The sequence below is a fragment of the Paracoccus methylovorus genome (assembly GCF_016919705.1).
Taxonomy (GTDB): Bacteria; Pseudomonadota; Alphaproteobacteria; order Rhodobacterales; family Rhodobacteraceae; genus Paracoccus; species Paracoccus methylovorus.
The window spans coordinates 762,642-785,182 of sequence record NZ_CP070368.1 but is presented as its reverse complement, the minus strand read 5'-3'; the positions used below and the strand labels follow the sequence as shown (position 1 = coordinate 785,182).

25 protein-coding genes and 2 tRNA genes are annotated in these 22,541 nt (G+C 64.2%); 8 read left to right on the top strand and 19 right to left on the bottom strand.

All coding sequences use genetic code 11. The annotated features are described in order from the left end of the window. Nucleotide 1: 1 nt before the first annotated feature. A complete protein-coding gene (locus JWJ88_RS03980; RefSeq protein ID WP_205294811.1) occupies nt 2-502 on the top strand; it encodes an MgtC/SapB family protein in 501 nt (166 codons plus the stop codon). Between the two features lie 6 nt (nt 503-508). Here JWJ88_RS03980 and rnd read toward each other — a convergent pair whose 3' ends face one another. The 3 genes from rnd to JWJ88_RS03965 form a co-directional block, all read right to left on the bottom strand. Further along, nucleotides 509-1,681, bottom strand: a complete 1,173-nt coding sequence (gene rnd / locus JWJ88_RS03975; protein ID WP_205295112.1) for a ribonuclease D — start codon at nt 1,679-1,681, stop codon at nt 509-511. Between the two features lie 124 nt (nt 1,682-1,805). Further along, on the bottom strand, nt 1,806-2,936 hold the full coding sequence (gene tgt, locus JWJ88_RS03970; RefSeq protein WP_205294810.1) for a tRNA guanosine(34) transglycosylase Tgt: 1,131 nt from the start codon (nt 2,934-2,936) through the stop codon (nt 1,806-1,808). Between the two features lie 43 nt (nt 2,937-2,979). Continuing rightward, the gene (locus tag JWJ88_RS03965) at nt 2,980-3,735 is read right to left on the bottom strand and encodes a GNAT family N-acetyltransferase (protein ID WP_205294809.1); all 756 of its coding nucleotides are present in this window, start codon (nt 3,733-3,735) and stop codon (nt 2,980-2,982) included. 98 nt (nt 3,736-3,833) lie between these two features. On the opposite strand from JWJ88_RS03965, the gene msrB reads away from it, so the two are divergent. Then, nucleotides 3,834-4,226 (top strand): peptide-methionine (R)-S-oxide reductase MsrB, encoded by a 393-nt coding sequence (gene msrB, locus JWJ88_RS03960; protein WP_205294808.1) that lies wholly within the window; start codon nt 3,834-3,836, stop codon nt 4,224-4,226. A gap of 35 nt (nt 4,227-4,261) precedes the next feature. Here the strand turns inward: msrB and JWJ88_RS03955 are convergent, their stop codons facing one another. Beyond that, nucleotides 4,262-4,717 carry an outer membrane protein assembly factor BamE gene (locus JWJ88_RS03955; RefSeq protein WP_205294807.1) on the bottom strand — a complete coding sequence of 152 codons (456 nt, stop codon included), beginning with the start codon at nt 4,715-4,717 and terminating at the stop codon, nt 4,262-4,264. Nucleotides 4,718-4,831: 114 nt separating this feature from the next. Here JWJ88_RS03955 and JWJ88_RS03950 point away from each other — a divergent pair, with 114 nt between their 5' ends. Further along, entirely contained in the window at nt 4,832-5,359 is a 528-nt protein-coding gene (locus JWJ88_RS03950) for a YceD family protein (protein ID WP_205294806.1), read from the top strand. Nucleotide 5,360: 1 nt separating this feature from the next. On the opposite strand, the gene betA is transcribed toward JWJ88_RS03950, so the two are convergent. The 3 genes from betA to betI all read right to left on the bottom strand — a co-directional run bounded on the left by betA (nt 5,361) and on the right by betI (nt 9,106). Next, on the bottom strand, nt 5,361-7,013 hold the full coding sequence (betA, locus tag JWJ88_RS03945) for a choline dehydrogenase (protein WP_205294805.1): 1,653 nt from the start codon (nt 7,011-7,013) through the stop codon (nt 5,361-5,363). A gap of 81 nt (nt 7,014-7,094) precedes the next feature. Beyond that, on the bottom strand, nt 7,095-8,540 hold the full coding sequence (betB, locus tag JWJ88_RS03940) for a betaine-aldehyde dehydrogenase (protein ID WP_205294804.1): 1,446 nt from the start codon (nt 8,538-8,540) through the stop codon (nt 7,095-7,097). Then, nucleotides 8,537-9,106 carry a choline-binding transcriptional repressor BetI gene (gene betI, locus JWJ88_RS03935; RefSeq protein WP_205294803.1) on the bottom strand — a complete coding sequence of 190 codons (570 nt, stop codon included), beginning with the start codon at nt 9,104-9,106 and terminating at the stop codon, nt 8,537-8,539. Before betI ends, betB begins: the two co-directional genes overlap by 4 nt. Before the next feature lie 132 nt (nt 9,107-9,238). Here betI and choX point away from each other — a divergent pair, with 132 nt between their 5' ends. The 3 genes from choX (at nt 9,239) to choV (ending at nt 12,280) form a co-directional block, all read left to right on the top strand. Further along, the gene (gene choX / locus JWJ88_RS03930; protein WP_205294802.1) at nt 9,239-10,192 is read left to right on the top strand and encodes a choline ABC transporter substrate-binding protein; all 954 of its coding nucleotides are present in this window, start codon (nt 9,239-9,241) and stop codon (nt 10,190-10,192) included. Between the two features lie 167 nt (nt 10,193-10,359). Next, nucleotides 10,360-11,211: a choline ABC transporter permease subunit gene (choW, locus tag JWJ88_RS03925; RefSeq protein ID WP_205294801.1), complete on the top strand. Its 852-nt coding sequence runs from the start codon at nt 10,360-10,362 to the stop codon at nt 11,209-11,211. Next, entirely contained in the window at nt 11,204-12,280 is a 1,077-nt protein-coding gene (choV, locus tag JWJ88_RS03920; RefSeq protein WP_205294800.1) for a choline ABC transporter ATP-binding protein, read from the top strand. Before choW ends, choV begins: the two co-directional genes overlap by 8 nt. On the opposite strand, the gene JWJ88_RS03915 is transcribed toward choV, so the two are convergent. Both JWJ88_RS03915 and JWJ88_RS03910 read right to left on the bottom strand, forming a co-directional pair. Then, the gene (locus tag JWJ88_RS03915) at nt 12,277-13,191 is read right to left on the bottom strand and encodes a DMT family transporter (protein ID WP_240200193.1); all 915 of its coding nucleotides are present in this window, start codon (nt 13,189-13,191) and stop codon (nt 12,277-12,279) included. The two genes, choV and JWJ88_RS03915, sit on opposite strands and share 4 nt — an antisense overlap. Before the next feature lie 38 nt (nt 13,192-13,229). Further along, complete coding sequence (locus JWJ88_RS03910; protein WP_205294799.1) at nt 13,230-13,829, bottom strand: LysE/ArgO family amino acid transporter; 600 nt, start codon at nt 13,827-13,829, stop codon at nt 13,230-13,232. An 82-nt stretch (nt 13,830-13,911) separates the two neighbouring features. On the opposite strand from JWJ88_RS03910, the gene JWJ88_RS03905 reads away from it, so the two are divergent. Further along, entirely contained in the window at nt 13,912-14,781 is an 870-nt protein-coding gene (locus JWJ88_RS03905; RefSeq protein WP_205294798.1) for a LysR family transcriptional regulator ArgP, read from the top strand. 41 nt (nt 14,782-14,822) lie between these two features. Here the strand turns inward: JWJ88_RS03905 and JWJ88_RS03900 are convergent, their stop codons facing one another. The 9 genes from JWJ88_RS03900 to JWJ88_RS03860 form a co-directional block, all read right to left on the bottom strand. Beyond that, nucleotides 14,823-15,563 (bottom strand): YebC/PmpR family DNA-binding transcriptional regulator, encoded by a 741-nt coding sequence (locus JWJ88_RS03900; RefSeq protein ID WP_205294797.1) that lies wholly within the window; start codon nt 15,561-15,563, stop codon nt 14,823-14,825. Nucleotides 15,564-15,627: 64 nt separating this feature from the next. After that, nucleotides 15,628-15,882, bottom strand: a complete 255-nt coding sequence (locus JWJ88_RS03895; RefSeq protein WP_205294796.1) for a ribbon-helix-helix domain-containing protein — start codon at nt 15,880-15,882, stop codon at nt 15,628-15,630. Beyond that, nucleotides 15,875-16,084: a DUF4169 family protein gene (locus JWJ88_RS03890; RefSeq protein WP_205294795.1), complete on the bottom strand. Its 210-nt coding sequence runs from the start codon at nt 16,082-16,084 to the stop codon at nt 15,875-15,877. The genes JWJ88_RS03895 and JWJ88_RS03890 overlap by 8 nt, the downstream gene beginning before the upstream one ends. A gap of 2 nt (nt 16,085-16,086) precedes the next feature. Next, nucleotides 16,087-17,484, bottom strand: coding sequence for a class II fumarate hydratase (gene fumC / locus JWJ88_RS03885; RefSeq protein ID WP_205294794.1), 1,398 nt, complete (start codon nt 17,482-17,484; stop codon nt 16,087-16,089). A 91-nt stretch (nt 17,485-17,575) separates the two neighbouring features. Continuing rightward, nucleotides 17,576-18,040 (bottom strand): SspB family protein, encoded by a 465-nt coding sequence (locus JWJ88_RS03880; protein ID WP_205294793.1) that lies wholly within the window; start codon nt 18,038-18,040, stop codon nt 17,576-17,578. A gap of 179 nt (nt 18,041-18,219) precedes the next feature. Further along, a tRNA-Asp gene (locus JWJ88_RS03875) sits at nt 18,220-18,296 on the bottom strand. A 28-nt stretch (nt 18,297-18,324) separates the two neighbouring features. Further along, nucleotides 18,325-18,401: transfer RNA gene (locus JWJ88_RS03870), tRNA-Asp, on the bottom strand. A 142-nt stretch (nt 18,402-18,543) separates the two neighbouring features. Next, entirely contained in the window at nt 18,544-19,365 is an 822-nt protein-coding gene (locus tag JWJ88_RS03865; protein ID WP_205294792.1) for a PRC-barrel domain-containing protein, read from the bottom strand. 155 nt (nt 19,366-19,520) lie between these two features. Then, nucleotides 19,521-20,630, bottom strand: coding sequence for an anhydro-N-acetylmuramic acid kinase (locus tag JWJ88_RS03860; RefSeq protein ID WP_407673886.1), 1,110 nt, complete (start codon nt 20,628-20,630; stop codon nt 19,521-19,523). A gap of 55 nt (nt 20,631-20,685) precedes the next feature. Between JWJ88_RS03860 and tyrS the strand changes: the two genes are divergently transcribed. Next, entirely contained in the window at nt 20,686-21,930 is a 1,245-nt protein-coding gene (gene tyrS, locus JWJ88_RS03855; protein ID WP_205294790.1) for a tyrosine--tRNA ligase, read from the top strand. A gap of 30 nt (nt 21,931-21,960) precedes the next feature. Here the strand turns inward: tyrS and JWJ88_RS03850 are convergent, their stop codons facing one another. After that, nucleotides 21,961-22,524 carry a DUF2585 domain-containing protein gene (locus tag JWJ88_RS03850; protein ID WP_240200192.1) on the bottom strand — a complete coding sequence of 188 codons (564 nt, stop codon included), beginning with the start codon at nt 22,522-22,524 and terminating at the stop codon, nt 21,961-21,963. Nucleotides 22,525-22,541 lie beyond the last annotated feature (17 nt).

Genomic DNA, 22,541 nt, shown 5'->3' with positions numbered 1-22,541 from the left:
CATGCTGGACATGCTGGTGGGCGAGTTCTCGCGCCCCATGAGCCTGCCCGCCGGGGTGGTCGCTCTGCGGCTGACCATGGCGGTTCTGTTGGGCGGAGTGATCGGCTGGGAGCGCGAGGTCAAATCCCGCGCCGCCGGCCTGCGCACGCATATGCTGATCGCATTGGCCGCGGCCTGCTTTACGCTGGTGGCGATGGAACTGGTCGATTTCAGCCCCGTGAACGAAGAGCAGCAGCGCACCGACCCCTTGCGCCTCATCGAGGCGGTGACTGCGGGCGTGGCCTTTCTGGCCGCCGGCTCGATCGTCATCAGCAAGGGCAACGTACGCGGCATCACCACCGGCGCTTCAATGTGGCTTTGCGGCGCCATCGGCCTCTGCTGCGGCACCGGCGACCTGCGACTGGCGCTGATGGCCACCGCCATGGCCATGGTGGTGCTGTATCTAGTCCGGGCGCTGGTCAGCCCCGCCGCCCGCGATACTGCGGACAGCGACGCGGATTAGCGCGCTTCAGACCGGAACCGGCACGACCTTGACCACCCCACCCTGCGCGGACAAGGCAATCTCGCCCGCCGCCAGCCGCAATGCGTCATGGCCGAAAACCTCGGCCCGCCAGCCCGAAAGCGCAGGCACATCCCGTGCGCCCGAGGCGATGGCGTCAAGATCGGCGGCCGAGGCGATCAGCCGCGGCGCCACCCCAGCCGAATCGGCCTTGGCCTTCAACAGCACGCGCAAAAGCTCGGCCAACGCTGCGTTGCCGGGTCGGCCCGGTTCTTCGGGGGCGGGCTTGGGCAGTTCGCGCGCATCGACCCCGGCCTTGACCGCAGCAAGGATGCCATTGGCGATCTCGCCCCGGCGGGCGTCACGCAAAAGCAAGCGGGACTTGGCCAGATCGCCTTCGGTCAGCGGCTTGGTCGAGGCAAGCTCGATCAGCGCGTCATCCTTGAACACCCGGGCGCGGGGAATGTCGCGATCCTGGGCATAGGTTTCGCGAAAGCGGGCGAGTTCGCGCACCACGGCCAGAAAGCGCGGCGAACCGGAGCGGGTGCGCACCCGCTCCCACGCCTCTTCGGGCCGGGTGATATAGGTTTCGGGGTTCAGCAGAACCGCGACCTCTTCGGCGACCCAAGGCGCGCGGCCGGTCTTTTCCAACTGGGTCGACAGGAATTCGTAAATCGCGCGCAGATGCGTCACGTCGGCCAGCGCATAGGCGGCCTGCGCATCCGAAAGCGGCCGATGCGACCAATCGGTAAAGCGCGAGGACTTGTCCAGCGGCTGGCGGGCGATCTTCTTGACCAGTGTCTCATAGCCCACCTGCTCGCCAAAGCCGCAGACCATGGCGGCGATTTGCGTGTCGAACAGCGGGTCGGGCATGACGCCCGCATCGTGAAAGAAGATCTCCAGATCCTGCCGGGCGGCGTGGAACACCTTGACCGTCGCTTGGTGACGGAAAAGGTCGTAAAGCGGCTCAAGCGACAGCCCTTCGACCATAGGGTCGATCAGCACCGCAGTGCCGCCCGCCGCTTTCGCCCCCGAGGCTGAAGGCAGCGCGGCCTGAATCAGGCACAGCCTGGAATAATAAGTCCGTTCGCGCAGGAATTCGGTGTCGAGTGTGACATAGGGCTGGGTTTTTGCGAGGGCGCAGAACTCGGCCAGTTCATCCGTGGTGGTAAGGGTGCGGATCTCGGGATTTTGATCTTGGGTTGCTTTTGCGGGCATATGGCTCTTTCAGAGGGCGGTTCTTCCGCCAGCGAATCCTTTCGGGATTATCTAAGGTTTGTCAGAATTCAAGAGATGATCCCGCGTTTCATAACGGATCTATGTCACCCTGTGCCCGCATTGCCTCGAATTCGGTGACAAAACTGGTCAGGGCTCCGCGCGCGATGGCATCACGCAGACCGGCCATCAGCTCTTGGAAGTAGTGCAGATTATGCCAGGTCAGCAGCATGCCCGAGATCATCTCGCCAGCGCGAAAGACATGATGCAGATAAGCACGGGAATAGCCTGTGCAAGCCGGACAACTGCATTCTTCGTCCAGCGGGCGGGGGTCGTCGGCATGCCGTGCGTTCTTGACATTGACCTGGCCGCGACGGGTCCACGCCTGCCCGGTGCGCCCCGAGCGCGAGGGCAGCACGCAATCCATCATGTCCACGCCGCGCACCACCGCACCGACGATATCGTCCGGCTTGCCCACGCCCATCAGGTAGCGCGGCTTGTCCTCGGGCAGGCAACCCGGCGCATAGTCCAGCACGCCGAACATCGCCTCTTGCCCCTCGCCCACGGCAAGGCCGCCGATGGCATAGCCTTCAAAACCGATGGATTTCAGCGCCTCGGCGGATTCCTCGCGCAATTCGCGGGTGACGCCGCCCTGCATGATGCCGAACAGCGCATGGCCAGGCCGGTCGCCAAAGGCGTCACGTGATCGCTGCGCCCATCGCATCGACATGCGCATGGATTTCGCCACCTCGTCTTCGGACGCCGGCAGCGCGGGGCATTCATCGAAGGCCATGACGATATCGGACCCCAGCAGGCGCTGGATCTGCATGCTGCTTTCAGGCGACAGGTGATGCTTGGAGCCATCGACATGGCTGGAAAAGGTCACGCCTTCTTCGGTCAGCTTGCGCAGGCTGGAAAGCGACATGACCTGAAACCCGCCCGAATCGGTCAGAATCGGGCGTGGCCAGTTCATGAACTTGTGCAGCCCACCCAGCCGGGCGATGCGTTCCGCGCCGGGGCGCAGCATCAAATGATAGGTGTTGCCCAAAAGAATATCGGCACCGGTGGCGCGCACCGATTCGGGCAGCATCGCCTTGACCGTGGCGGCGGTGCCGACGGGCATGAAGGCGGGGGTGCGGATTTCGCCCCGGGGGGTGCTGATGACACCGGTGCGGGCACGGCCGTCGGTGGCCTGGACCGAGAATTGGAATCTGTCGCTCATGCGCCGCCACATAGGCGCTTTGCGCGCCGGATGCAAAGCCGCCTTAGCCCCCTGCCATCCGCAAGAGCTTCGCCCGCCCCGGAGGAATGGCGCAAACCTCCAGCCCGGTAAAGACATGCAGCGTATCAAGCTGGCGATCCACCACCGCATGATCGCTGACCCATCCCCCCATGGCGAGGTATGAGCGCAAAAGCGGCGGCATCGCCGCCATGGCGCGACGCGGGTCTGCCTTGCGCAGCCGCAGCACGCGGGCAAAGCGAAAGACCTGCGGGGCCTTGACCCGCGGCAGCCAGCGTTTCGGCGCCAGATGCCGCTCGCGCAGCATGGCAAAGGCATCCTCGTAGCCATGGGTATCGACGCCCGCAAAGCTGGAGCAGCCGAAAAGCATCTCGATACGCTGTTCATCGACATGGCGGGCCAGCGCTCCCCAGGCGAGTCGCAGGATATCGGGGTCATGCCATTGGGGATGGATGCAGAAACGACCGATCTCGGCCATGCGGCCCCGGTAATCGCGCAGACGTGACAGGTTGTAATGGCGCGCCGAATAGCTGTCGCCGATCTCGGCTCCGGCGGACAAGGTCAGCATGCGAAAGCAAGCGACCAGTTGGCCCGTGGCGGTTTCGCGAATCAGCACATGGCTGCAACGCCCGTCGTAATCATCGGCATCCAGCAGCTCCCGGCCGTCAGCCTCGTCGTACCGGCCCAGAAAGCAAAGCCAACGCAATTGCTGCGCGCTGCGAATATCCGCGTCGCTTTCAGCAAAGCCAACCTGGTAACGACCCTTGCGCAATGGCCTCATGGCGTCCCGTCCGATCTTGAGCCGGTCCCGCTTCGACTTGTCACCACTTACACTGCACCTATCTTGTAACAACAGCATATAAGGACTGAAGGGCCAAGATGTCAGAGCGGATCATCAAAAGCGATGCGGAATGGCGGGCGCAACTGGACGCCGAAACCTATCGCGTGACCCGGCAGGCGGGAACCGAGCGGCCGTTTTCGCATCCGGGCTTCCCGAATGGGCCGGGATATTACGAATGCGTGTGCTGCGGGGCGCGGTTGTTCGATGGCGACGCCAAGTTTGAAAGCCACTGCGGCTGGCCCAGTTTTTCCGGCCCCGGTGGCCCGATTGACGAGCACAGCGACACCAGCCACGGCATGATCCGAACCGAGGTGCGCTGCCATCGCTGCGACGCGCATCTTGGCCATGTCTTCCCCGACGGCCCGCCGCCTTCGGGCCTGCGCTATTGCATCAACGGCGTGGCGCTGCGCTTTGTGCCTCAGCCGGGATGAACGGAAAAGGGCGCCGGCAAGCGCCCCTTTTTCGCTTAATCCCCCAGGAAATCGCCGGCCTGAACGCGGCCGATATTGCCCAGAAGCTGGCGGATCAGGCCAAGGCTGACCACGCCGGTATCGGTGACGCGGCGCGACAACACCACGACCTGCCCGCGTTCCATCCCAAAACGCTCGACATTGCTGACCACGCCGTTCTCGGCAAAGCTGATGGCAAGCACCTGACGATCGACCTCGCGCGGCTCGCGCGGACCATAGAACTGCCAGCGCGACCCGACGTAATACCAGGCCGAACCGGTCAGCAGCCCCTGCGCCGAAGGCCGGCCGATCAGCCCCTCCAGCTCGGCTTGGGTGGTCTGGCCGACCACCACCTGGGCCAATTGCTCCTCGGGGGGAACATAGCCATGATTGCGATAGGTGGCCTGACAGGCGGAAAGGCCAAGAGACGCGGCCAACGCAAGACCCATGAGCTGCCGCCGTGAAATCTTCATCTTCTCTCTGTCCCATTACGCGCCTGTTGACGCCGCGCGACCGGCTTAGCAAACTCGTGCCTCACGCTCAAGAATATCCAGACCCAGGGCGAATTTGCCCGCGAAAGGCCACCGATGACCAATTCCAAATCCCAGCAGACCCGGTTCCGGGTGGCCCATCTGAACCCCCGGCAGCCGACCGATTTCGCACTGGCCCCCGACGCCCCCGCGCGAGCGGCGCTGGCGGCCGAGTTGGGGCTGAACGCCCTGCCCCGGCTGGGGTTTTCCGGCCGCATCCGTGCCGTAGCCAGCGACGCGTGGGAGGTCACGGGTGAGTTGACGGCCCGCGTGGTACAGCCTTGCGTGGTGACCTTGGCCCCGGTCCAGACCGACCTGCGCGAAGCTGTGCATCGCGTCTTTTCGCCCCATGTCGGCACGCCCGAGGGCGAGGAAATCGAAATGCCGGACGAAGAAATGGAACCTTTGGGCCAATTCATCGACGTCGAGGCGATCATGACCGAGACGCTGGTTCTGGCCCTGCCGCTTTACCCGCGCGCCAAGGGGGCCGCGCTCGACGCATCGGAACCCGAGCCCGAAGAGCCGACCCGCAAGCCTTTCTCAGGGCTTGCGGACCTGCTAAAGAACCCGAATAATAGCGAATAACCTATAGAGATCTCTGGAGTTTTTCCCAATCCGGTGAAAGCTCCGGCCCCAGGTTCAGCGGCGCGAGCATCCCCAGACCCAAAATATGATCGGCGGCCTTTTCGCCGGTCATGATCGAGGGCGCGTTCAGGTTGCCGTTGGTGATGCGCGGAAAAACCGAACTGTCCGCGACGCGCAATCCCTCGACCCCGATCACCCGCAGCTCGGGATCGACCACCGCCATGGGATCGTCTTCCCCGCCCATGCGCGCCGTGCCACAGGGATGAAAGGCCGACTCGGCATGGTCGCGGATAAAGCCGTCGATCTCGGTGTCGGTGACCACACCCTCGCCCGGCTGGATCTCATACCCCTTGTACTGGGCAAAGGCGGGCTGCCCGAATATCTCGCGCGTCAGTCGCACGCAGGCGCGGAACTCGGCCCAGTCGTCGGGGTGCGACATATAGTTAAAGCGAATCTCGGGCGCCGCCTTGGGATCGGTCGATTTCAACCGCACCGTGCCGCGCGATTTCGACCGCATCGGCCCGACATGGACCTGAAAACCATGCCCTTCAGCCGCTGCCTTGCCGTCATAGCGAACCGCAAGCGGCAGAAAATGATACTGGATGTCAGGATATTCGACGCCCGCAGCCGAGCGGATAAAGCCGCAGCTTTCGAACTGGTTCGAGGCCCCAAGCCCGGTTCCGGTCGCCAGCCATTGCGCCCCGATGGAGCCTTTTCCCCAGAGATTCCAATGCTTGTAAAGCGTGACCGGCTTGGTCGCGGTATATTGCATATAGACTTCAAGGTGGTCTTGCAGGTTCGCACCCACGCCGGGCCGATCCGCCAGAACCTCGATGCCATGCTCGCGCAGATGCCCGGCCGGGCCGATACCCGACAGCATCAAAAGCTTGGGCGTATTGATCGAACTGGCCGAAAGAATCACCTCGGTCTTGGCGCGGAACACGTTGACACCACGTGTATTCCTGACCTCGACGCCCACGGCGCGGCCGTCTTCGAACACCACGCGCTGCGCCAGCCCGCGCCGTAACCGCAACAACCCCGTCGCCTGCGCGGGACGCAGATAGGCATTGGCGGCAGACCAACGCCGCCCCTCCCAGATCGTCGCCTCCATGGCGCCGAATCCCTCCTGCCGGGCACCGTTGTAATCCTCGGTGGTGGGATAGCCGGATTCCCGCCCGGCCCGGATAAAGGCGTTGAACAGGGGATTCTTGCGCGAACCGCGCGTCACATGCAAAGGCCCTTCGGTGCCGCGATAGTCGCTGACCGCCCCATGCGAGCTTTCCATCCGCTTGAAATAGGGCAGCACATCGGCATAGGCCCAGCCGGACGCCCCGCTCTCGGCCCAGAAATCGAAATCCCTGGCATGGCCGCGCACAAACACCATCCCGTTGATCGAGGACGAGCCGCCGACCACCTTGCCCCGCGGTGTGACCAGCCTCCGCCCACCCAGATGAGGTTCCGGTTCCGAGGAAAAACCCCAGTCGTAACGACGCATGTTCATCGGATAGCTCAGCGCCGCCGGCATCTGGATGAAGGGCCCGACATCGCTGCCGCCATATTCGATGATATCGACACGCTTGCCGGCCATCACCAGCCGATAAGCCAGCGCGCAACCGGCGGAACCTGCGCCCACGATCACATAATCCGGGGTCACGCCAGCCCTCTCCGCGCCGCGCCTGCGGCCTTCTTCGTTGCCCAAATACCCATTTCCCCCGCGCCGCCCGCGCAACGCCGATCAATAGGGCGCATCGACCCCTCCCATGCCGACATAGACCGATTTCAGCTGCGAATAATGCTCGATGGCAGCGGCCGAGTTTTCACGCCCGATCCCCGACAGCTTCACTCCGCCAAAGGGCGCCTCGACCGGGGTCAGGTTATAGGCGTTGATCCAGGTGGTCCCCGCCTGCAGCGCGGCCGCGACCCGGTGACCGCGCGCCAGATCGCGGGTGAAGACCCCTGCCGCCAGCCCATAAGGCGTGGCGTTGGCGCGGGCCACGACCTCGGCCTCGGTGACGAAACCCAGAACCGACATGACCGGACCGAAAATCTCTTCGCGCACGATCCACATCTCGTCCGAGGTGTCGGCAAAGACGGTCGGCGGCACAAATGCCCCCTCGCCCGGACCGCCGCAAACCAGCCGCGCGCCCTCGGCCATGCCGCGCGCGATGGCGGTGCGGATCTTGGCCGCCTGCGCCGGGCTGACGATGGGCCCGTGTTGGGTGGTCTCGTCCAGCGGATCGCCGATCCTGACCCCGGCAAGCCTTTCGGCCAGCCGGTCAAGGAATTGCTGCCGGATGCCCTCTTGCACGAAAACCCGCGTTCCGTTCGAGCAGATCTGGCCGGAGGAATAGAAATTCGCCAGCACCGCAGCACCGACCGCATCCTCAAGGCTGGCGTCATCGAACACGATCAGCGGCGATTTACCGCCCAATTCCATGGTGACATGGCGCATCCCCCCGGCCGCCGCAGCATACACCTTTTGCCCGGTGGCGACCGAGCCGGTCAGCGAAACCTTGGCCACCCGTGGGTCGGTCACCAGCGACGCCCCGACCTCGCCGCGCCCCTGCACGACGTTGAAGATACCTGCGGGCAAACCGGCTTCGGTCAGGATCTCGGCCAGTTTCAAGGCACCGAGCGGCGTTTCCTCGCTTGGCTTGAATACCATGGCATTGCCCATGGCCAGCGCAGGCGCGGCCTTCCAGCAGGCGATCTGACTGGGATAGTTCCAGGCACCGATCCCCGCGCAAACCCCCAGCGCCTCGCGAATGGTATAGACGAAATCACCGCCCAGCGGGATCATCTGCCCGGTGACCGTCGGTGCAAGCCCGCCGAAATATTCCAGCGCCTCCGCGCCCGAGGGCCAATCAGCAACTCGCGTTTCCTGAATCGGCTTGCCGGTATCCAGTGTTTCCAGCCGGGCCAGTTCCTCGGCACGCTCGCGGATGATCTGCGCCGCGCGGATCAGCACCCGGCCGCGTTCAACCGGTCGGGCCGCAGCCCAGGCCGGCTGGGCCGCAGCGGCTGCGGCAGTGGCTTGGGCGATCTGGTCGCCGCTCGCCTCGTGCAGCCGCGCGATCACCTCGCCGGTAAAGGGATAACGCACGGCCAGCGCCTCGCCCTCGCCCTCGACGAAACCGCCGTCGATATAAAGGCTGGCCTGTGGTTGCGCGTCATGGCTCATGGCAGCACCTTCTCCAGATAATCCAGTGTCATGCATTCGGCTGCTGCGGCATCGGCCGTATCCGACAGTGCCGCGCGCAGGTAAAGCCCGTCGATCAGCGCCCCCAGCGTGCCGGCGATCTGTTCGGCATCGGGACCCGCCAAGGGTCGCAGCGCCGCCAGCAGATTCGAAGCAAGCCGGCGGTGATAGACCCGCAACAGCCGCGCCGCCTGAGGTTCGACGACTGCCAGCGCATAGAAATTCAGCCAGGCGGCAATGGTATTATGCTCGAAATTCACGCTGTCGAAGCTGGCGCTGATGATGGCGCGCAGCCGGTCACGCGGCAGTTCCGTTCCGCGCAGCGCCGCGCGGGTGGTGTCCCCGTATTGCGTCAGGATGTGCCGCATCGCCGCAAGAAAAATCCGCTCTTTCGAGCCGAAATAGTGATGCGCCAGCGCCGACGACATCCCGGCCTCGCGGGCGATCTGCGCTACGGTGACGTCAAGCGACCCCGCGCGCCCCACCGTGACGATCGCAGCGTTGATTAATGCTGCCTTTCGGATAGGTTCGGCGCCAAGCTTGGGCATAACAGGATACCAATCTGTGCAGTTTCGTTGGAGAATTCGCGCGAGAGAGCCGCATCTGACACATTTTTGATTGACTCGTCAATCAAGAAAAGCCTTAGCTAGTTTACCCGCCAATAAACCAAGGAGATCAAGATGACATTTCGCCGCACCGCCGCAGCTCTTGCCGCCGGGTTGGTCGCCTCGTTCGCCACGGCCGGCATTGCTGCGGCAGAAGAGCCGATGGAGTGCCGCAAGGTCATCTTCTCGGATGTCGGCTGGACTGACATCAGCGCCACCACCGCACTGGCCTCGACCGTGCTGCAGGCGCTGGGGTACCAGCCCGAAACCAAGATCCTGTCCCTGCCCGTGACCTATACCGCCATGGCCAAGGACGACGTGGATGTCTTTCTGGGCAACTGGATGCCCACGCAGGAAAACGACATCCGCCCCTATCGCGACGCCGGAACGGTCGAGGTGCTGCGCACCAACCTGACCGGGGCGAAATACACGCTGGCGACCAACAAGGCCGGAGCGGAACTGGGCATCGACGATTTCGGCAAGATCGCCGCGCAAAAGGCTGCACTGAGCGGCAAGATCTATGCCATCGAGCCGGGCAATGACGGCAACCGCCTGCTGCTGGAGATGGTAGCCGAAAACAAGTTCGACCTTGGCACTTTCGAGATCGTCGAAAGCAGCGAACAAGGTATGTTGGCGCAGGTCGCGCGGGCCGACAATGCCGGACAACCGGTGGTCTTTCTTGGCTGGGAGCCGCACCCGATGAACAGCCAGTTCCAGATGACTTATCTGTCTGGCGGCGACGATATTTTCGGCCCCGATTTCGGCGGCGCAAGGGTCGATACCAACGTGCGCGCCGGTTATGCCGAACAATGTCCCAACATCGGCAAGTTCCTGCAAAACCTCGAATTCACCCTGCCGATGGAGAACGAGGTCATGGGCCTGATCCTGAATGATGGCGAATCGCCAGCGGATGCGGCGCTGAAGTGGCTGAAGGCCCATCCCGACGCGGCGACGCCCTGGCTTGCCGGCGTAACCACCGTCGATGGCGGCGACGCCGCCGCGGCCCTGAGCACCGCCCTGTCCAAATAAAGCCCCGCGCGGGTCGGGGGCACCACCTCCGGCCCGCTGCTTTGCTCATCGGGGCATTTTCCTCTACCCTAGCCGGGATATGCGTCCGGGCCGTGCAGCCGCGCCCCTAGGGCGCATGCCTCCGCCCGGGCGCCCGATCATCCCGAACGGCAGAAAGAAAGGGACGCATGGATCAACTGACCGCACTTCTGACCGAGACGAAGATCCCGGTGGGCCGGACGGCCAAGGCGATCTTCGACTGGCTGAATGCCCATGCTTCGGTTGTCTTCAACTTCATCTCGAAGGTGATGGAGGGGCTGATCGGCGGCATTCTGAAGATGCTGGAGTTTCCGCACCCGCTGGTCTTCACGCTCTTGGCCGTGGCCCTGACCTGGGTGCTGCAACGCAGTTGGAAAACCTGTCTTCTGGTGGCTCTGGGTTTCCTGTTCATCCTCAATCAGGGCTATTGGGACGAGACCATGCAATCGCTGACGCTGGTGCTGTCGGCCTGCGTGGTCTGCATGGCGATCGGGGTGCCCGTGGGCATCGCCGCCGCGCACCGGCCCCGGCTTTACGCATGGATGCGGCCAGTGCTGGACCTGATGCAGACACTGCCGACCTTTGTCTATCTGATCCCGGCCATCGTCTTTTTCGGCATCGGCATGGTGCCCGGCCTGATTGCCACCGTCATCTTCGTGCTGCCCGCACCGATCCGGCTGACGCATCTGGGCATCAGCTCCACCCCCACCGCGCTGGTCGAGGCCGCTATCGCCTTTGGCGCCACGCCGCGCCAGCTTTTGTGGAAAGTCGAGCTGCCGTCGGCCACCCCGCAGATCATGGCGGGGATGAACCAGACCATCATGCTGTCGCTGTCCATGGTGGTTATCGCGGCGCTGGTCGGCGCATCGGGACTTGGCGTGCCCGTGGTGCGCGCGCTGAACAGCGTGAACACGGCACTCGGTTTCGAAAGCGGCATCATCATCGTGGTGGTTGCAATCATGCTGGACCGGATGCTGCGGGTAAGGGGGCGCAATGACTGAACACATCCAAGCCCCGCGTAACGCGGTCGAGTTCGACAATGTGAACATCGTCTTTGGCGACGCGCCCAAGGCCGCGCTGCGGCTGATGGATCAGGGGTTGGACCGGGGCCCGATCAAGGCCGAAACCGGACAGGTGCTTGGCGTGCACAACTGTTCTCTGACCGTGCACGAGGGCGAGATTCTGGTGCTGATGGGCCTGTCCGGCTCGGGCAAGTCCACGCTTTTGCGGGCGGTGAACGGCCTCAATCCGGTCTGCCGGGGCGAGGTGCGGATCTGGGACGGCGGGCGCATGGCCTCGGTCACCAAGGCGTCGGGTGCCGAACTGCGCCGCCTGCGGCGCGAACGCATCGCCATGGTGTTCCAGCAGTTCGGCCTGCTGCCCTGGCGCTCGGTGCGCGAAAATGTCGGGTTGGGGCTTGAGCTTGCGGGTGTTCCGGCAGCCGAGCGCCGCCGGCGTGTCGATGCGCAACTGGCCACGGTCGGGCTAAGCGAATGGGCAGAGCGCAAGGTGGGCGATCTTTCGGGCGGCATGCAGCAGCGCGTGGGATTGGCCCGCGCCTTCGCCACCGAGGCGCCGATCCTGCTGATGGACGAACCCTTTTCGGCGCTGGACCCGCTGATCCGCAACCGCCTGCAGGACGAATTGCTGGAATTGCAGGACCGATACCGCCGCACCATCATCTTCGTCAGCCATGATCTGGACGAGGCCTTTCGCATCGGCAATCGCATCGCGCTGATGGAAGGCGGCCGTATCGTCCAGATCGGCACCGCGCGCGAGATCATCGCGAACCCGGTCAACGCCTATGTCGAGGATTTCGTCGCCCATATGAACCCGCTCGCCGTGCTGACCGCCGAGGACATGGCCGAGCCGGGCGAGGCGACGGGCACCCCGATCGACCGCAGGACACCGGTGCGCAAGGTCATCCAGATCATGACCCTGACCGGGGCCGAGGTGCTGGCCCTGCAAGGCGGCGGCCGTGTGACACGACAAAGCATCATGACCCATCTTGTCGCCCAGCCCCGTCAGGCTGGCGGCGAACACCAGACCCCGACCGGCACGACCCCTTAGTTCTCGCGGGTCGCACCCGCCGGCGGCGTGATGGTGCGATGCCGATATCTGGCCTCGCGCCAGGTGATATAACTGATCGCCCCGATCATGATCGCGCCGCCGACCAGCACCCACAGATCCACCGGCTCGGCAAAGACCAGCGCCCCCAGAAGGCTGGCCCAGATCAACTGCAGAAAGGTCACCGGCTGCGTCACCGTCAAAGGCGCCGCCGCGAAAGCCCGCGTCATGGCGTAATGTCCCGCAGTGGCGAAAAACGCCGTGCAGGCCAGTACCGCGCATTGCAGCAGGGTCGGCGGAACCCAGACCAAAGCCGCGACAGGCGCCAGCCCCATGCAAACGGTCAGCGACATCATTGCCACCACGACCGAGGCCGGCACCAGTTCCGACAGGCGCTTGGCCAGCAGATAAGACGCGCCGAACGTCACCGAGGCACCCAGCTGGGCGATATGGCCCGGCTCAAGCACCCGGATACCGGGTCGCAGCACGATCATGGCCCCGGTCAGCGCCACGACAATGGCCAGCGCCCGCCGCCACGAGATCCGCTCGCCCATCAACAGCGCGGCACCCAACGTGACCACAATGGGGTTGAGAAAGCCGATGGCGGTGACCTCGGCCACAGTGATGCGCGCCATGGCAAAGAACCAAAGGATCACCGCCACCACATGCAGCCCGCCGCGCAGCATGAACAAGGCCCAGATCCGTGGCGCAAACCCCCGCCGCAATGCCGGAGCCAGCGCGGGGATCAGGAACAACAGACCAAAGGCAAAGCGGATGAATGCGCCCTGGGCCGCAGGCAGGGCCTGACCCAGCCAGCGCACCGTGCCGTTGACCGCGACGAAACACAGCCCCGCCGCCAGCATCCACAGGATGCCCGACAGTTCGCTGCGCGCCGAATGGGAAACCTTGCTCATCCGCCAGCCATGCCCTGCCGACATCTGCAACGCAAGGCTCAGCCGTTCAGCACCAGCCCCAGCGCGATGGACCACATCACCACCCCGACCAGCGCGTCCAGCACCCGCCATGCCCCCGGCCGCGCAAACAGCGGCGACAGCCATCGCGCGCCATATCCCAGCGCAAAAAAGAACAGCACCGAGCCCGATACCGCACCGGCGACGAACCCCGACTTATCGTCCCACCCGGCCGAGACCGAACCGATCAGCACCACCGTATCCAACCAGACATGCGGGTTAAGCCAGGTCAACGCGGCCAGCACCGCCAATGTCGCGCCCAGCCCCGCCGTTGCCCCTTGCCCTGCCCGCAATGCTTCGCCGCCCCGCCATGCCGCCGCAAGGGCCCGCGCGCCATAGACAAGCAGAAAGATCGCGCCACCCCAGCGCATCGCCTCCAGAAACCAGGGCGCACGGGCAGCCAAGGCGCCGGCGCCCAGGACCCCCGCGGTGATCAGCACCGCGTCCGAGATCGCGCAAAAGGCGCAGGTCGCAAGAACATGGCGACGCAAAAGCCCCTGCTTCAGCACAAAGGCGTTCTGCGCCCCGATGGCGACGATCAACGACAAACCCGTGCCAAGGCCGGCGAAATAAGCATGCATGAGGCTCTCCTTCACCACCGTCTTGCCGATCTGCCGTGCTTCAGGCAAATTCAAAATCATTACTTCGATGAAGGCTGCCTTAATGCTGGACTATGCCGCCCTTGCCGCACTTGCCGAGATCATCCGCCGTGGCAGCTTCGAGGCCGCCGCTGCCGCGCTTGGCGTCACCCCCTCGGCAGTCTCGCAACGCATTAAGGGTCTTGAAGAGCGGATGGGCCAAGTGCTGATCCATCGCGGCCCGCCCGCCACCGGCACCGAAACCGGGCTCAGGCTGATGCAGCATCTCGATCAGGTGCGGCTACTCGAGGCCAGCCTTGCGACCAGCCTGCGGCCCTCGGGCATTGCGGCGGTGCTGCGGCTGGCCATCAACGCCGACAGTCTGGCCACCTGGTTTCCGCCTGTAATGACGGCGCTGCCGGTGCTCTACGATCTGCTGTTGGACGATCAGGACCACGCCCGCGACTGGCTGCGGCAAGGCCAGGTCTCGGGGGCGATCAGTTCGGACCCCAACCCGGTGCCGGGTTGCGACGTCCTGCCCTTGGGGGCGATGCGCTATCATGCCCTCGCCTCGCCCGATTTCATTGCCCGGCACTTTCCAGACGGCGTGACCGAGGACACGCTGCGGGCCGCGCCGGCGCTCATCTTCAATGCCAAGGATGCGCTGCAATCGCGATGGGCGCAAAAGGCCACCGGCAAGCGCCTGCACCTGCCCGGCCATATGATCCCGGCATCGGAACCCTTTGCGCGTGCGGCGGAACTCGGCCTCGGCTGGGGCATGATTCCCGACAGCATGGCAGCCCCGGCGCAACGGCAAGGCCGCCTGCAACCGCTGATCCCCGACCTGCCGCTGGACGTGACGCTTTACTGGCATGTGCAGCGCGCCATGGCGCCCGCACTCGCTCCTCTTACCGCCGCAATCAAAAAAAGGGCCGCAGCCGAGCTGCGACCCTGATTTCTTCGTTGCCCAAATACCCCCGCCGGAGGCGGCGGACATCAAAGCTGCGCAGCTACATCCTCGGGAATGTCGAAATTCCCGGTGACGTTTTGCACGTCGTCGTCCTCTTCCAGCGCATCGATCAACTTCATCAGCTTCAGCGCGGTTTCAAGGTCGATCTCGGTCGCTGCCTGCGGCTTCCAGATCAGCTTGGCGTGCTCGGATTCGCCCAAGGATGCTTCCAGCGCGGTGGAAACCTCGGCCAGGTCGCTGTCCGAGGTATAGATCCAGTGGCCGTCCTCGTCGCTTTCGACATCCTCGGCCCCGGCCTCGATCGCGGCCATCATCACCGTGTCGGCGTCGCCGGCCGCGACACCATACAGGATCTCGCCCTTGCGATCGAACATGAAGCTGACCGAGCCGGTCTGGCCCAGATCGCCGCCGTATTTGGTGAAATAGCTGCGCACGTTGGACGCCGTGCGGTTGCGATTGTCCGTCATCGCCTCGACAATGATCGCGATGCCGTTGGGGCCATAGCCCTCATAGCGGATCTCGTCATAGTTATCGGCATCGCCGCCCTGCGATTTCTTGATGGCGCGGTCGATCACGTCCTTCGGCATCGAGTTCGACTTGGCTTCCTTTACCGCAAGCCGCAGACGCGGATTCTTCTCGGGGTCAGGATCGCCCATCTTGGCGGCGACGGTGATTTCTTTGGCCAGTTTCGAAAACAGCTTCGAGCGCAGCTTGTCCTGCTTGCCCTTGCGATGCTGGATATTGGCCCATTTGGAATGGCCTGCCATGGTATTTCCCAGAATTTGGATATGTGCAGCGGCTTTTAGTCAGCCAAGGCCCGGGCCGCAAGCATTACGCCCGATTCTTGACGATCCCGGCCAACACATACAGCCGCAATGCGGTGGCCAACCCGACCTCGGGCGGGCGGGCGCTGTCGATCTCGGCGATCAGCGCGGCGGTGGTGCGCCCGTCGGTCCCCGCCATGTCGCGCAGCTCGCGCCAAAACGCATCCTCCAGACTGACCGAGGTGCGATGCCCGCCGATGGTCACCGATCGTTTCACCGGCGCGCTCATCGGCGGCAGCGACAGGGACGGCCGGTCACTCATCGCCCGGCTCGGAAGGCTGGCGCAAATGCTGGTCCAGATGGCGGGCGGCACGCACGGCGGCATCGTCGTCGGCGCGCTTGCGGGCCTTGCTGCGGCCGAATTTCGCGGCATTCTCATCGCCCTGCCTGCGGGCGGCGTCGCGGGCGGCGGCTTTACGCGCCGCCCGCAGGTTGATGACCTTCTCTGATCCGGTCCCGGTCACATTCAGTCTTCCGGGCCGATCATCTGTTCGGGGCGGACAATGCTGTCGAAGGTCTCGCCATCAACCAGACCAAGGGCGATGGCTTCTTCGCGCAAAGTGGTGCCGTTCTTATGCGCGGTCTTGGCCACCTTGGTCGCATTGTCATAGCCGATGGTCGGCGCCAGAGCCGTCACCAGCATCAGCGATTCCTTCATCAGCTTGTCGATGCGCGCGACGTTCGCCTGGGTGCCGACGACCATATTGTCGGTGAACGACCCCGCCGCATCTCCCAGAAGCTGCATGGATTGCAGTACGTTATAGGACATCATCGGGTTATAGACGTTCAGCTCGAAATGGCCCTGAGACCCGGCGAAACCGACCGCGGCGTCGTTGCCCATGACATGGGCGCAGACCATGGTCAGCGCCTCGGCCTGTGTAGGGTTCACCTTGCCCGGCATGATCGAGGAGCCGGGTTCGTTTTCCGGCAGGATCAACTCGCCCAGACCCGAACGCGGACCCGAGCCCAGCAACCGCATGTCATTGGCGATCTTGAACAGCGACGCCGCCACCGTCTTCAGCGCGCCCGAGAACATGACCATCGCGTCATGCGCGGCCAGCGCCTCGAATTTGTTGGGGGCGGTGACGAACGGCAGGCCGGCGATCTCGGCGATCTTGCCCGCGATGGCGGTGTCCCAGCCCTTCTTCGTGTTCAGCCCGGTGCCGACGGCGGTGCCGCCCTGCGCCAGCTCATAAATGTCCCCCAGCGCCAGCTTGACGCGCTCGATGCCCTTGGCGACCTGATGGGCATAGCCGCCGAACTCCTGCCCCAGAGTCAGGGGCGTGGCGTCCTGCGTATGGGTTCGGCCGATCTTGATGATATCCTTGAATTCTTCTGCCTTGGCCACCAGCGCCTTGTGCAGCTTTTCCAGCCCCGGAATCAGCACGTCGCGCGCATGCATGGCGATGGCGACATGCATGGCGGTGGGGAAAGTGTCGTTCGAGGACTGGCCCATGTTCACATGGTCATTCGGATGGACCGGCTTTTTCGAACCCATCTCACCGCCCAGAATCTCGATGGCGCGGTTCGAGATCACCTCGTTGGCGTTCATGTTCGACTGGGTGCCCGAACCGGTCTGCCAGACCACCAGCGGAAAGTTGTCATCGAACTTGCCCGCCACAACTTCCGAGGCCGCCTGCACCATCGCCTTGCCGATGGCCGGATCCAGCTTGCCCGAGGCCATGTTCACCTCGGCCGCCGCCTGCTTGATCACGCCCAGCGCGCGGATGATCGGCACAGGCTGCTTTTCCCAGCCGATCGGGAAGTTCTGGATCGAGCGCTGGGTCTGGGCGCCCCAATACTTGTCAGCAGGCACCTCCAGCGGGCCGAAGCTGTCGGTTTCGGTGCGGGTGGTCTTGGTCATGGCATGCTCCCTCACGATGTTGCGGGGGTTCTAGGCCCGATGACGGGGATTCGCAATCGGCATGCCGTGGTATGCCGCGCCTCGTCCCGCGTCATTTACGCCATTTGTCCAGACTGACCACCTCGGCCCCGCCCGCAGGACCGCCCTCGCCGGGATCTTCGGGCTCCGCCGGGTCCTCTTCCGGCTCGTCCTCTTCGTCTTCTTCGTGATTCTCGAAGCGCAGGCCGAACTCGACCGATGGGTCTACAAAGGTGCGCAATGCATCAAAGGGAATATAAAGCGGCTCGGGCGAATTGCCGAAATTCAGCGTGATGCGGAATCCCTCGGGGGTAATCACCAGATCGTCGAACCAGTGCTGGATGACGATGGTCATTTCCTCGGGATAACGCTCGCGCAGCCAATCGGCCATCTCCACGTCCGAATCGCGGGTGTCGAAGGTGATGAAAAAATGATGGTCGCCCGGCAGCCCCTCTTGCGCCACCGTCTGCAGCACATCCGCAATAAGCCGCTGCATGGCCCGGTGCATCATTCCGCCGTAATCTATTCCGCGTGCCATGGCGTCCTCCGTCTTGATCGGGGGCCAGCATAGGGAATTGAAGCGGCTTGAAAAGCCCCTAGCGCAGAAGCCCGCCAGTCAAAATCGGGCACACATCCGTGCATTTCTTCGTTGCTGAAATACCCAAAAAACCGCGCTGAAAGCGCGGCTGCAAAGCCATGAAAAGCAAATGGGAAAGATGGCGCGGTTGACGGGGCTCGAACCCGCGACCCCCGGCGTGACAGGCCGGTACTCTAACCAACTGAGCTACAACCGCGCATCTTTTCGGCGATATATAGTGGTGGTGGCGCGGTTGACGGGGCTCGAACCCGCGACCCCCGGCGTGACAGGCCGGTACTCTAACCAACTGAGCTACAACCGCGCAGACCACTTCCCCCGGATCGCCGTCCGGGGTGCGAGGGGGTTTACGCACGGCGGCGGATGGCGTCAAGGCCGATATTGCGCAAAAAACGCAAGGGCGCCCCGAAAGGCGCCCCGCTTAGGTCCGAAAATGGTTCCGGGCCTTATTGGCGTACGGTTTTCGAGTCGAAGTCCGGCAGGGCTTCCAGTTCGGCCTTGGTGTAATTGGTGGCAAAGAAGGTATCGTTGCCGATGGTCACCAGATGGATGGCATCGACCCCCAGCAGGACCTTCTTGGCGCCGATGCCAAGAAAACCGCCGATATCGGCGACATAGCCGACGACCTGTCCCGAATCATCCAGCACGATATCGTTCACCTTGGCGATGTCCTGCCACTCGGCGGGACGTTCCTCGACCGCGGGATCGACCCATTCGGTGCTCGACGGCTCATTGGTGGTCCAGATACGGCGGCTGGTCAGCCAGCTGCTCAGCACACCCGGATCAGCCTCAGAGATCGCGGGCGGGTTGACATCGGGGGGCGTGACCGGCGCTTCGGCCGCTACATCCGCCGCAGCATCGGCGGCATCGTTCGCGGCAGCAGCCGCGTCGTCGGCAGCATCGGCAGCGGCATCAGCCGCATCGGTGGCCGCATCGGGCACCGCGTCACCGGCAGGCGCGTCGGGAGCGACGCCTATGCCGGCAGCAGCGCCGGTTGCATCGCTGGCGGCATCGCCAGCCGCGTCGGCGGCTTTGGCGGCGTCATTGGCAGCGTCTGTCGCAGCAGCGCCGGTTTCGTCAGCGGCCTGCTCGGCAGCCTGTTCCGCCTGATCGGCGGCCTGCTCGGCCTGATCGGCGGCGTTTTCGGCCGCGGTGGCGGCATCCTCGACCTGCTCGACCGGCATTTCGGGTGGTGGCGTGGTTTCGGTCTGGGCAAAGACGGGGCTTGCAAGGGCCAGGGTGGTGGCAGCGATGACAAGAGGTTTCATGGACGATGTCCTTTCCGGTTGTCGTTGTCACGGACGGCAGGGTGCCGTCGTATGGTCGTAGAACGTCCCTTTCGCCTCATCGTTCCCGCTAAAGGCCCACGAAACAATCACAAGGCGGAAATCCGCCTGTGAATTCGCCCCGGTCTGCAGCCGGGTCAGTGCCGCGGCGGATAACTGATCCGACCCCCGCAGACCGGGGCGGGCGCGCCCGTCGTACCGGAGCCCGAGGTCGGCAGCCCGCGCAACACCCGCACCGCCAGCCAGCCGAATGCCTGCGCCTCCAGCATATCGCCGTCCAGTCCCGCCTCTTCGACAGGGGCGACGCGGACAGGCAGCCGCTGCGTCAACGCCGCCATCATCGCGGCGTTGTGCCGGCCGCCGCCGCAAATCAGGATCAGTTCCGGCGGCTGCCGCAGCAGTGCCACCCCCGCAGCCACCGCCGCGGCGGCCGCATGGGTCAGCGTGGCGGCCGCATCAGCATCCGACAGCCCCGCAACCTCAGTGGAAAGATCCGGGAAGGCATCGCGGTCCAGAGATTTCGGCACCGGCCGGACAAAATGCGGATGGCGCAGAAAGCGGGCGATTACCGCCTCGTCCGGGCAGCCTTGCGCCGCAAGCCGGCCACCCTCGTCCCGCGCCAGCCCCCGTCGGGCACGCATCAGGTCGTTGAGCGGCGCATTGGCCGGGCCGGTGTCAAAGGCGATACAGGCGCCCGGCGCCTCGGGCGCGGCGGCGGCCGGATCGACAAAGGTCAGGTTGCCCACACCACCCAGATTGAGGAAAGCGACCGGCGCGCGCGGCAAAACCCCCTGCCCCATGGCCCAATCCGCGCAGGCCCAGTGAAAGAACGGCGCCAGCGGCGCGCCTTCGCCACCCTGTCGCACGTCCTCGCTGCGGAAGTCCCATACCACCGGGCGACCCAGCCTGCGCGCCAGTGCCGCCCCGTCGCCGGCCTGATGCGTGCCGCGCCCCTTGGGGTCATGCGCCAGCGTCTGGCCGTGATAGCCGACCACTTCCGCCTCGGCAAAGCCTTCGGCCAGCGCGGCATGGGCGGCGACAGACAGCGCGGCGGCCTCGGATACGTCCGGCCCACCGGGCCATTGCCCCAGCGCCGCGTGCAGCAGCCCCGATTCATTGCCGGAATAGGCGCGATAGGCGCTGCGCCCGAAACCCGCGATGCGTGTGCCGTCCGTTTCGATCATCGCCGCATCCACCCCATCCAGAGAGGTGCCCGACATCATCCCCAGCGCCCGGATCATTCGCATGCTTTCCCTTCGCCTTTTCCCCCGGTATATCCGCGCCAGTCGAAAGGAAAAGCCCATGACCTACCGTGCCAAATCCGATTTCCTGAACGTGATGATCGAACGTGGCTATCTGGCGGACTGCACCGATCTGCAGGCCCTGGACGAAGCCCTGATCGAGGGCCCGGTGACGGCATATATCGGCTATGACGCGACGGCGGCCAGCCTGCATGTCGGGCACCTGCTGAACATCATGATGCTGCGCTGGTTCCAGAAAACCGGCAACCGCCCGATCACGCTGATGGGCGGCGGCACGACCAAGGTCGGCGATCCATCGTTTCGCAGCGAAGAGCGTCCGCTGCTGACGCCCGACAAGATCGACGAAAACATTGCCGGCATGAAGCAGGTCTTTGCCCGCTACCTCGATTACACCGGGGACAAGGCGATGATGCTGAACAACGCCGAATGGCTGGACAACCTGAACTATCTGGACTTCCTGCGCGACATCGGCCGGCATTTCAGCGTCAACCGGATGCTGTCTTTCGAAAGCGTCAAGTCGCGGCTGGACCGCGAGCAGTCTCTGTCCTTTCTTGAATTCAACTATATGATCCTGCAGGCCTATGATTTCCTGGAACTTCATCGGCGCTATGGTTGCCGCTTGCAGATGGGCGGCTCGGATCAATGGGGCAATATCGTCAACGGCATCGACCTCACGCGTCGGGTACTGGATGCCGAGATCTGGGGTCTGACCTCGCCGCTCCTGACCACGTCGGACGGGCGCAAGATGGGCAAGTCTGCGGGGGGCGCGGTCTGGCTCAGCGGGGCTATGCTGAGCGCTTACGAGTTCTGGCAGTTCTGGCGCAATACCACCGACGCCGACGTCGGCCGTTTCCTCAAGCTTTATACCGAACTGCCGGTCGAGGAATGCGACCGTTTGGGTGCGCTGGCCGGGTCCGAGATCAACGCCGCCAAGATCATTCTGGCCAATGAGGTGACGACGCTGCTGCACGGGCGCGATGCCGCCGCCAGCGCCGAAGCCACCGCACGCGAGGTCTTTGAACAGGGCGGCGCAGGCGGCGACCTGGAGGTGGTGACCATCGCCGCCGATGCGCTGACCGCAGGTCTGACGGTCGTGCAACTGCTGGCGCAGACCGGCATCACCGCCTCGGGCAAAGAGGCCAAGCGTCTGATCGCCGAGGGTGGGTTGCGGCTGAACAACGAAGCCGTCTCGGACCCGCAGCTGGCCGTTGATGCGACGCTGATCGGAGACGGGCTCAAGGTCTCGGTCGGCAAGAAAAAGCACCGGATGGTGCAACTGGGATAAGCGAAAGGCCGGGTTGATCCCCGGCCTTTTTCACAACGCGCCCTGCCAGTCCCGCACCGCCTCCAACGGCCAGATCAGCATCAGCACATTCAGCAAAAGACCGTCCCGGATCAGCCAGATCGTCAGCAGTTCCAGCCCCAGCGCAAGGGCCACCGACGCCCAGACCGGCAGCCGCGAGGCAAGGACGAAACCCAGCATCATCGCAATAATGTCGGCGACCGAGTTCAGCACACTGTCGCCGTAATAATCCAGCGAGATGGTGACGGCACGATAGCGCTCGATGATCGCGGCCGAATTCTCGACGATCTCCCATGCGGATTCGATCAGCGTGGCAATCGCCAGCCGCCAGCCAAAGCTCAGCCGGGGCGCCACCAGCCACAACGCCGCGTAAAACAGCAGCCCGTGGATGATATGCGACGGCGTATACCAATCCGCGATATGCTGCGAATTTTCCGAACTGGCCGTCTGCCCGTGCCACAGCTTGATATAGCCGCATTTGCAGATCGGCTCGCGCCCGATCCAAAGCAGCCAGCCCGCGGTCAAAAGGATAATGAAAAAGGTGGCCCAGTAAGGGGCGGTTCTGCGCGTAAACATGACCTGCCGAGAGATCA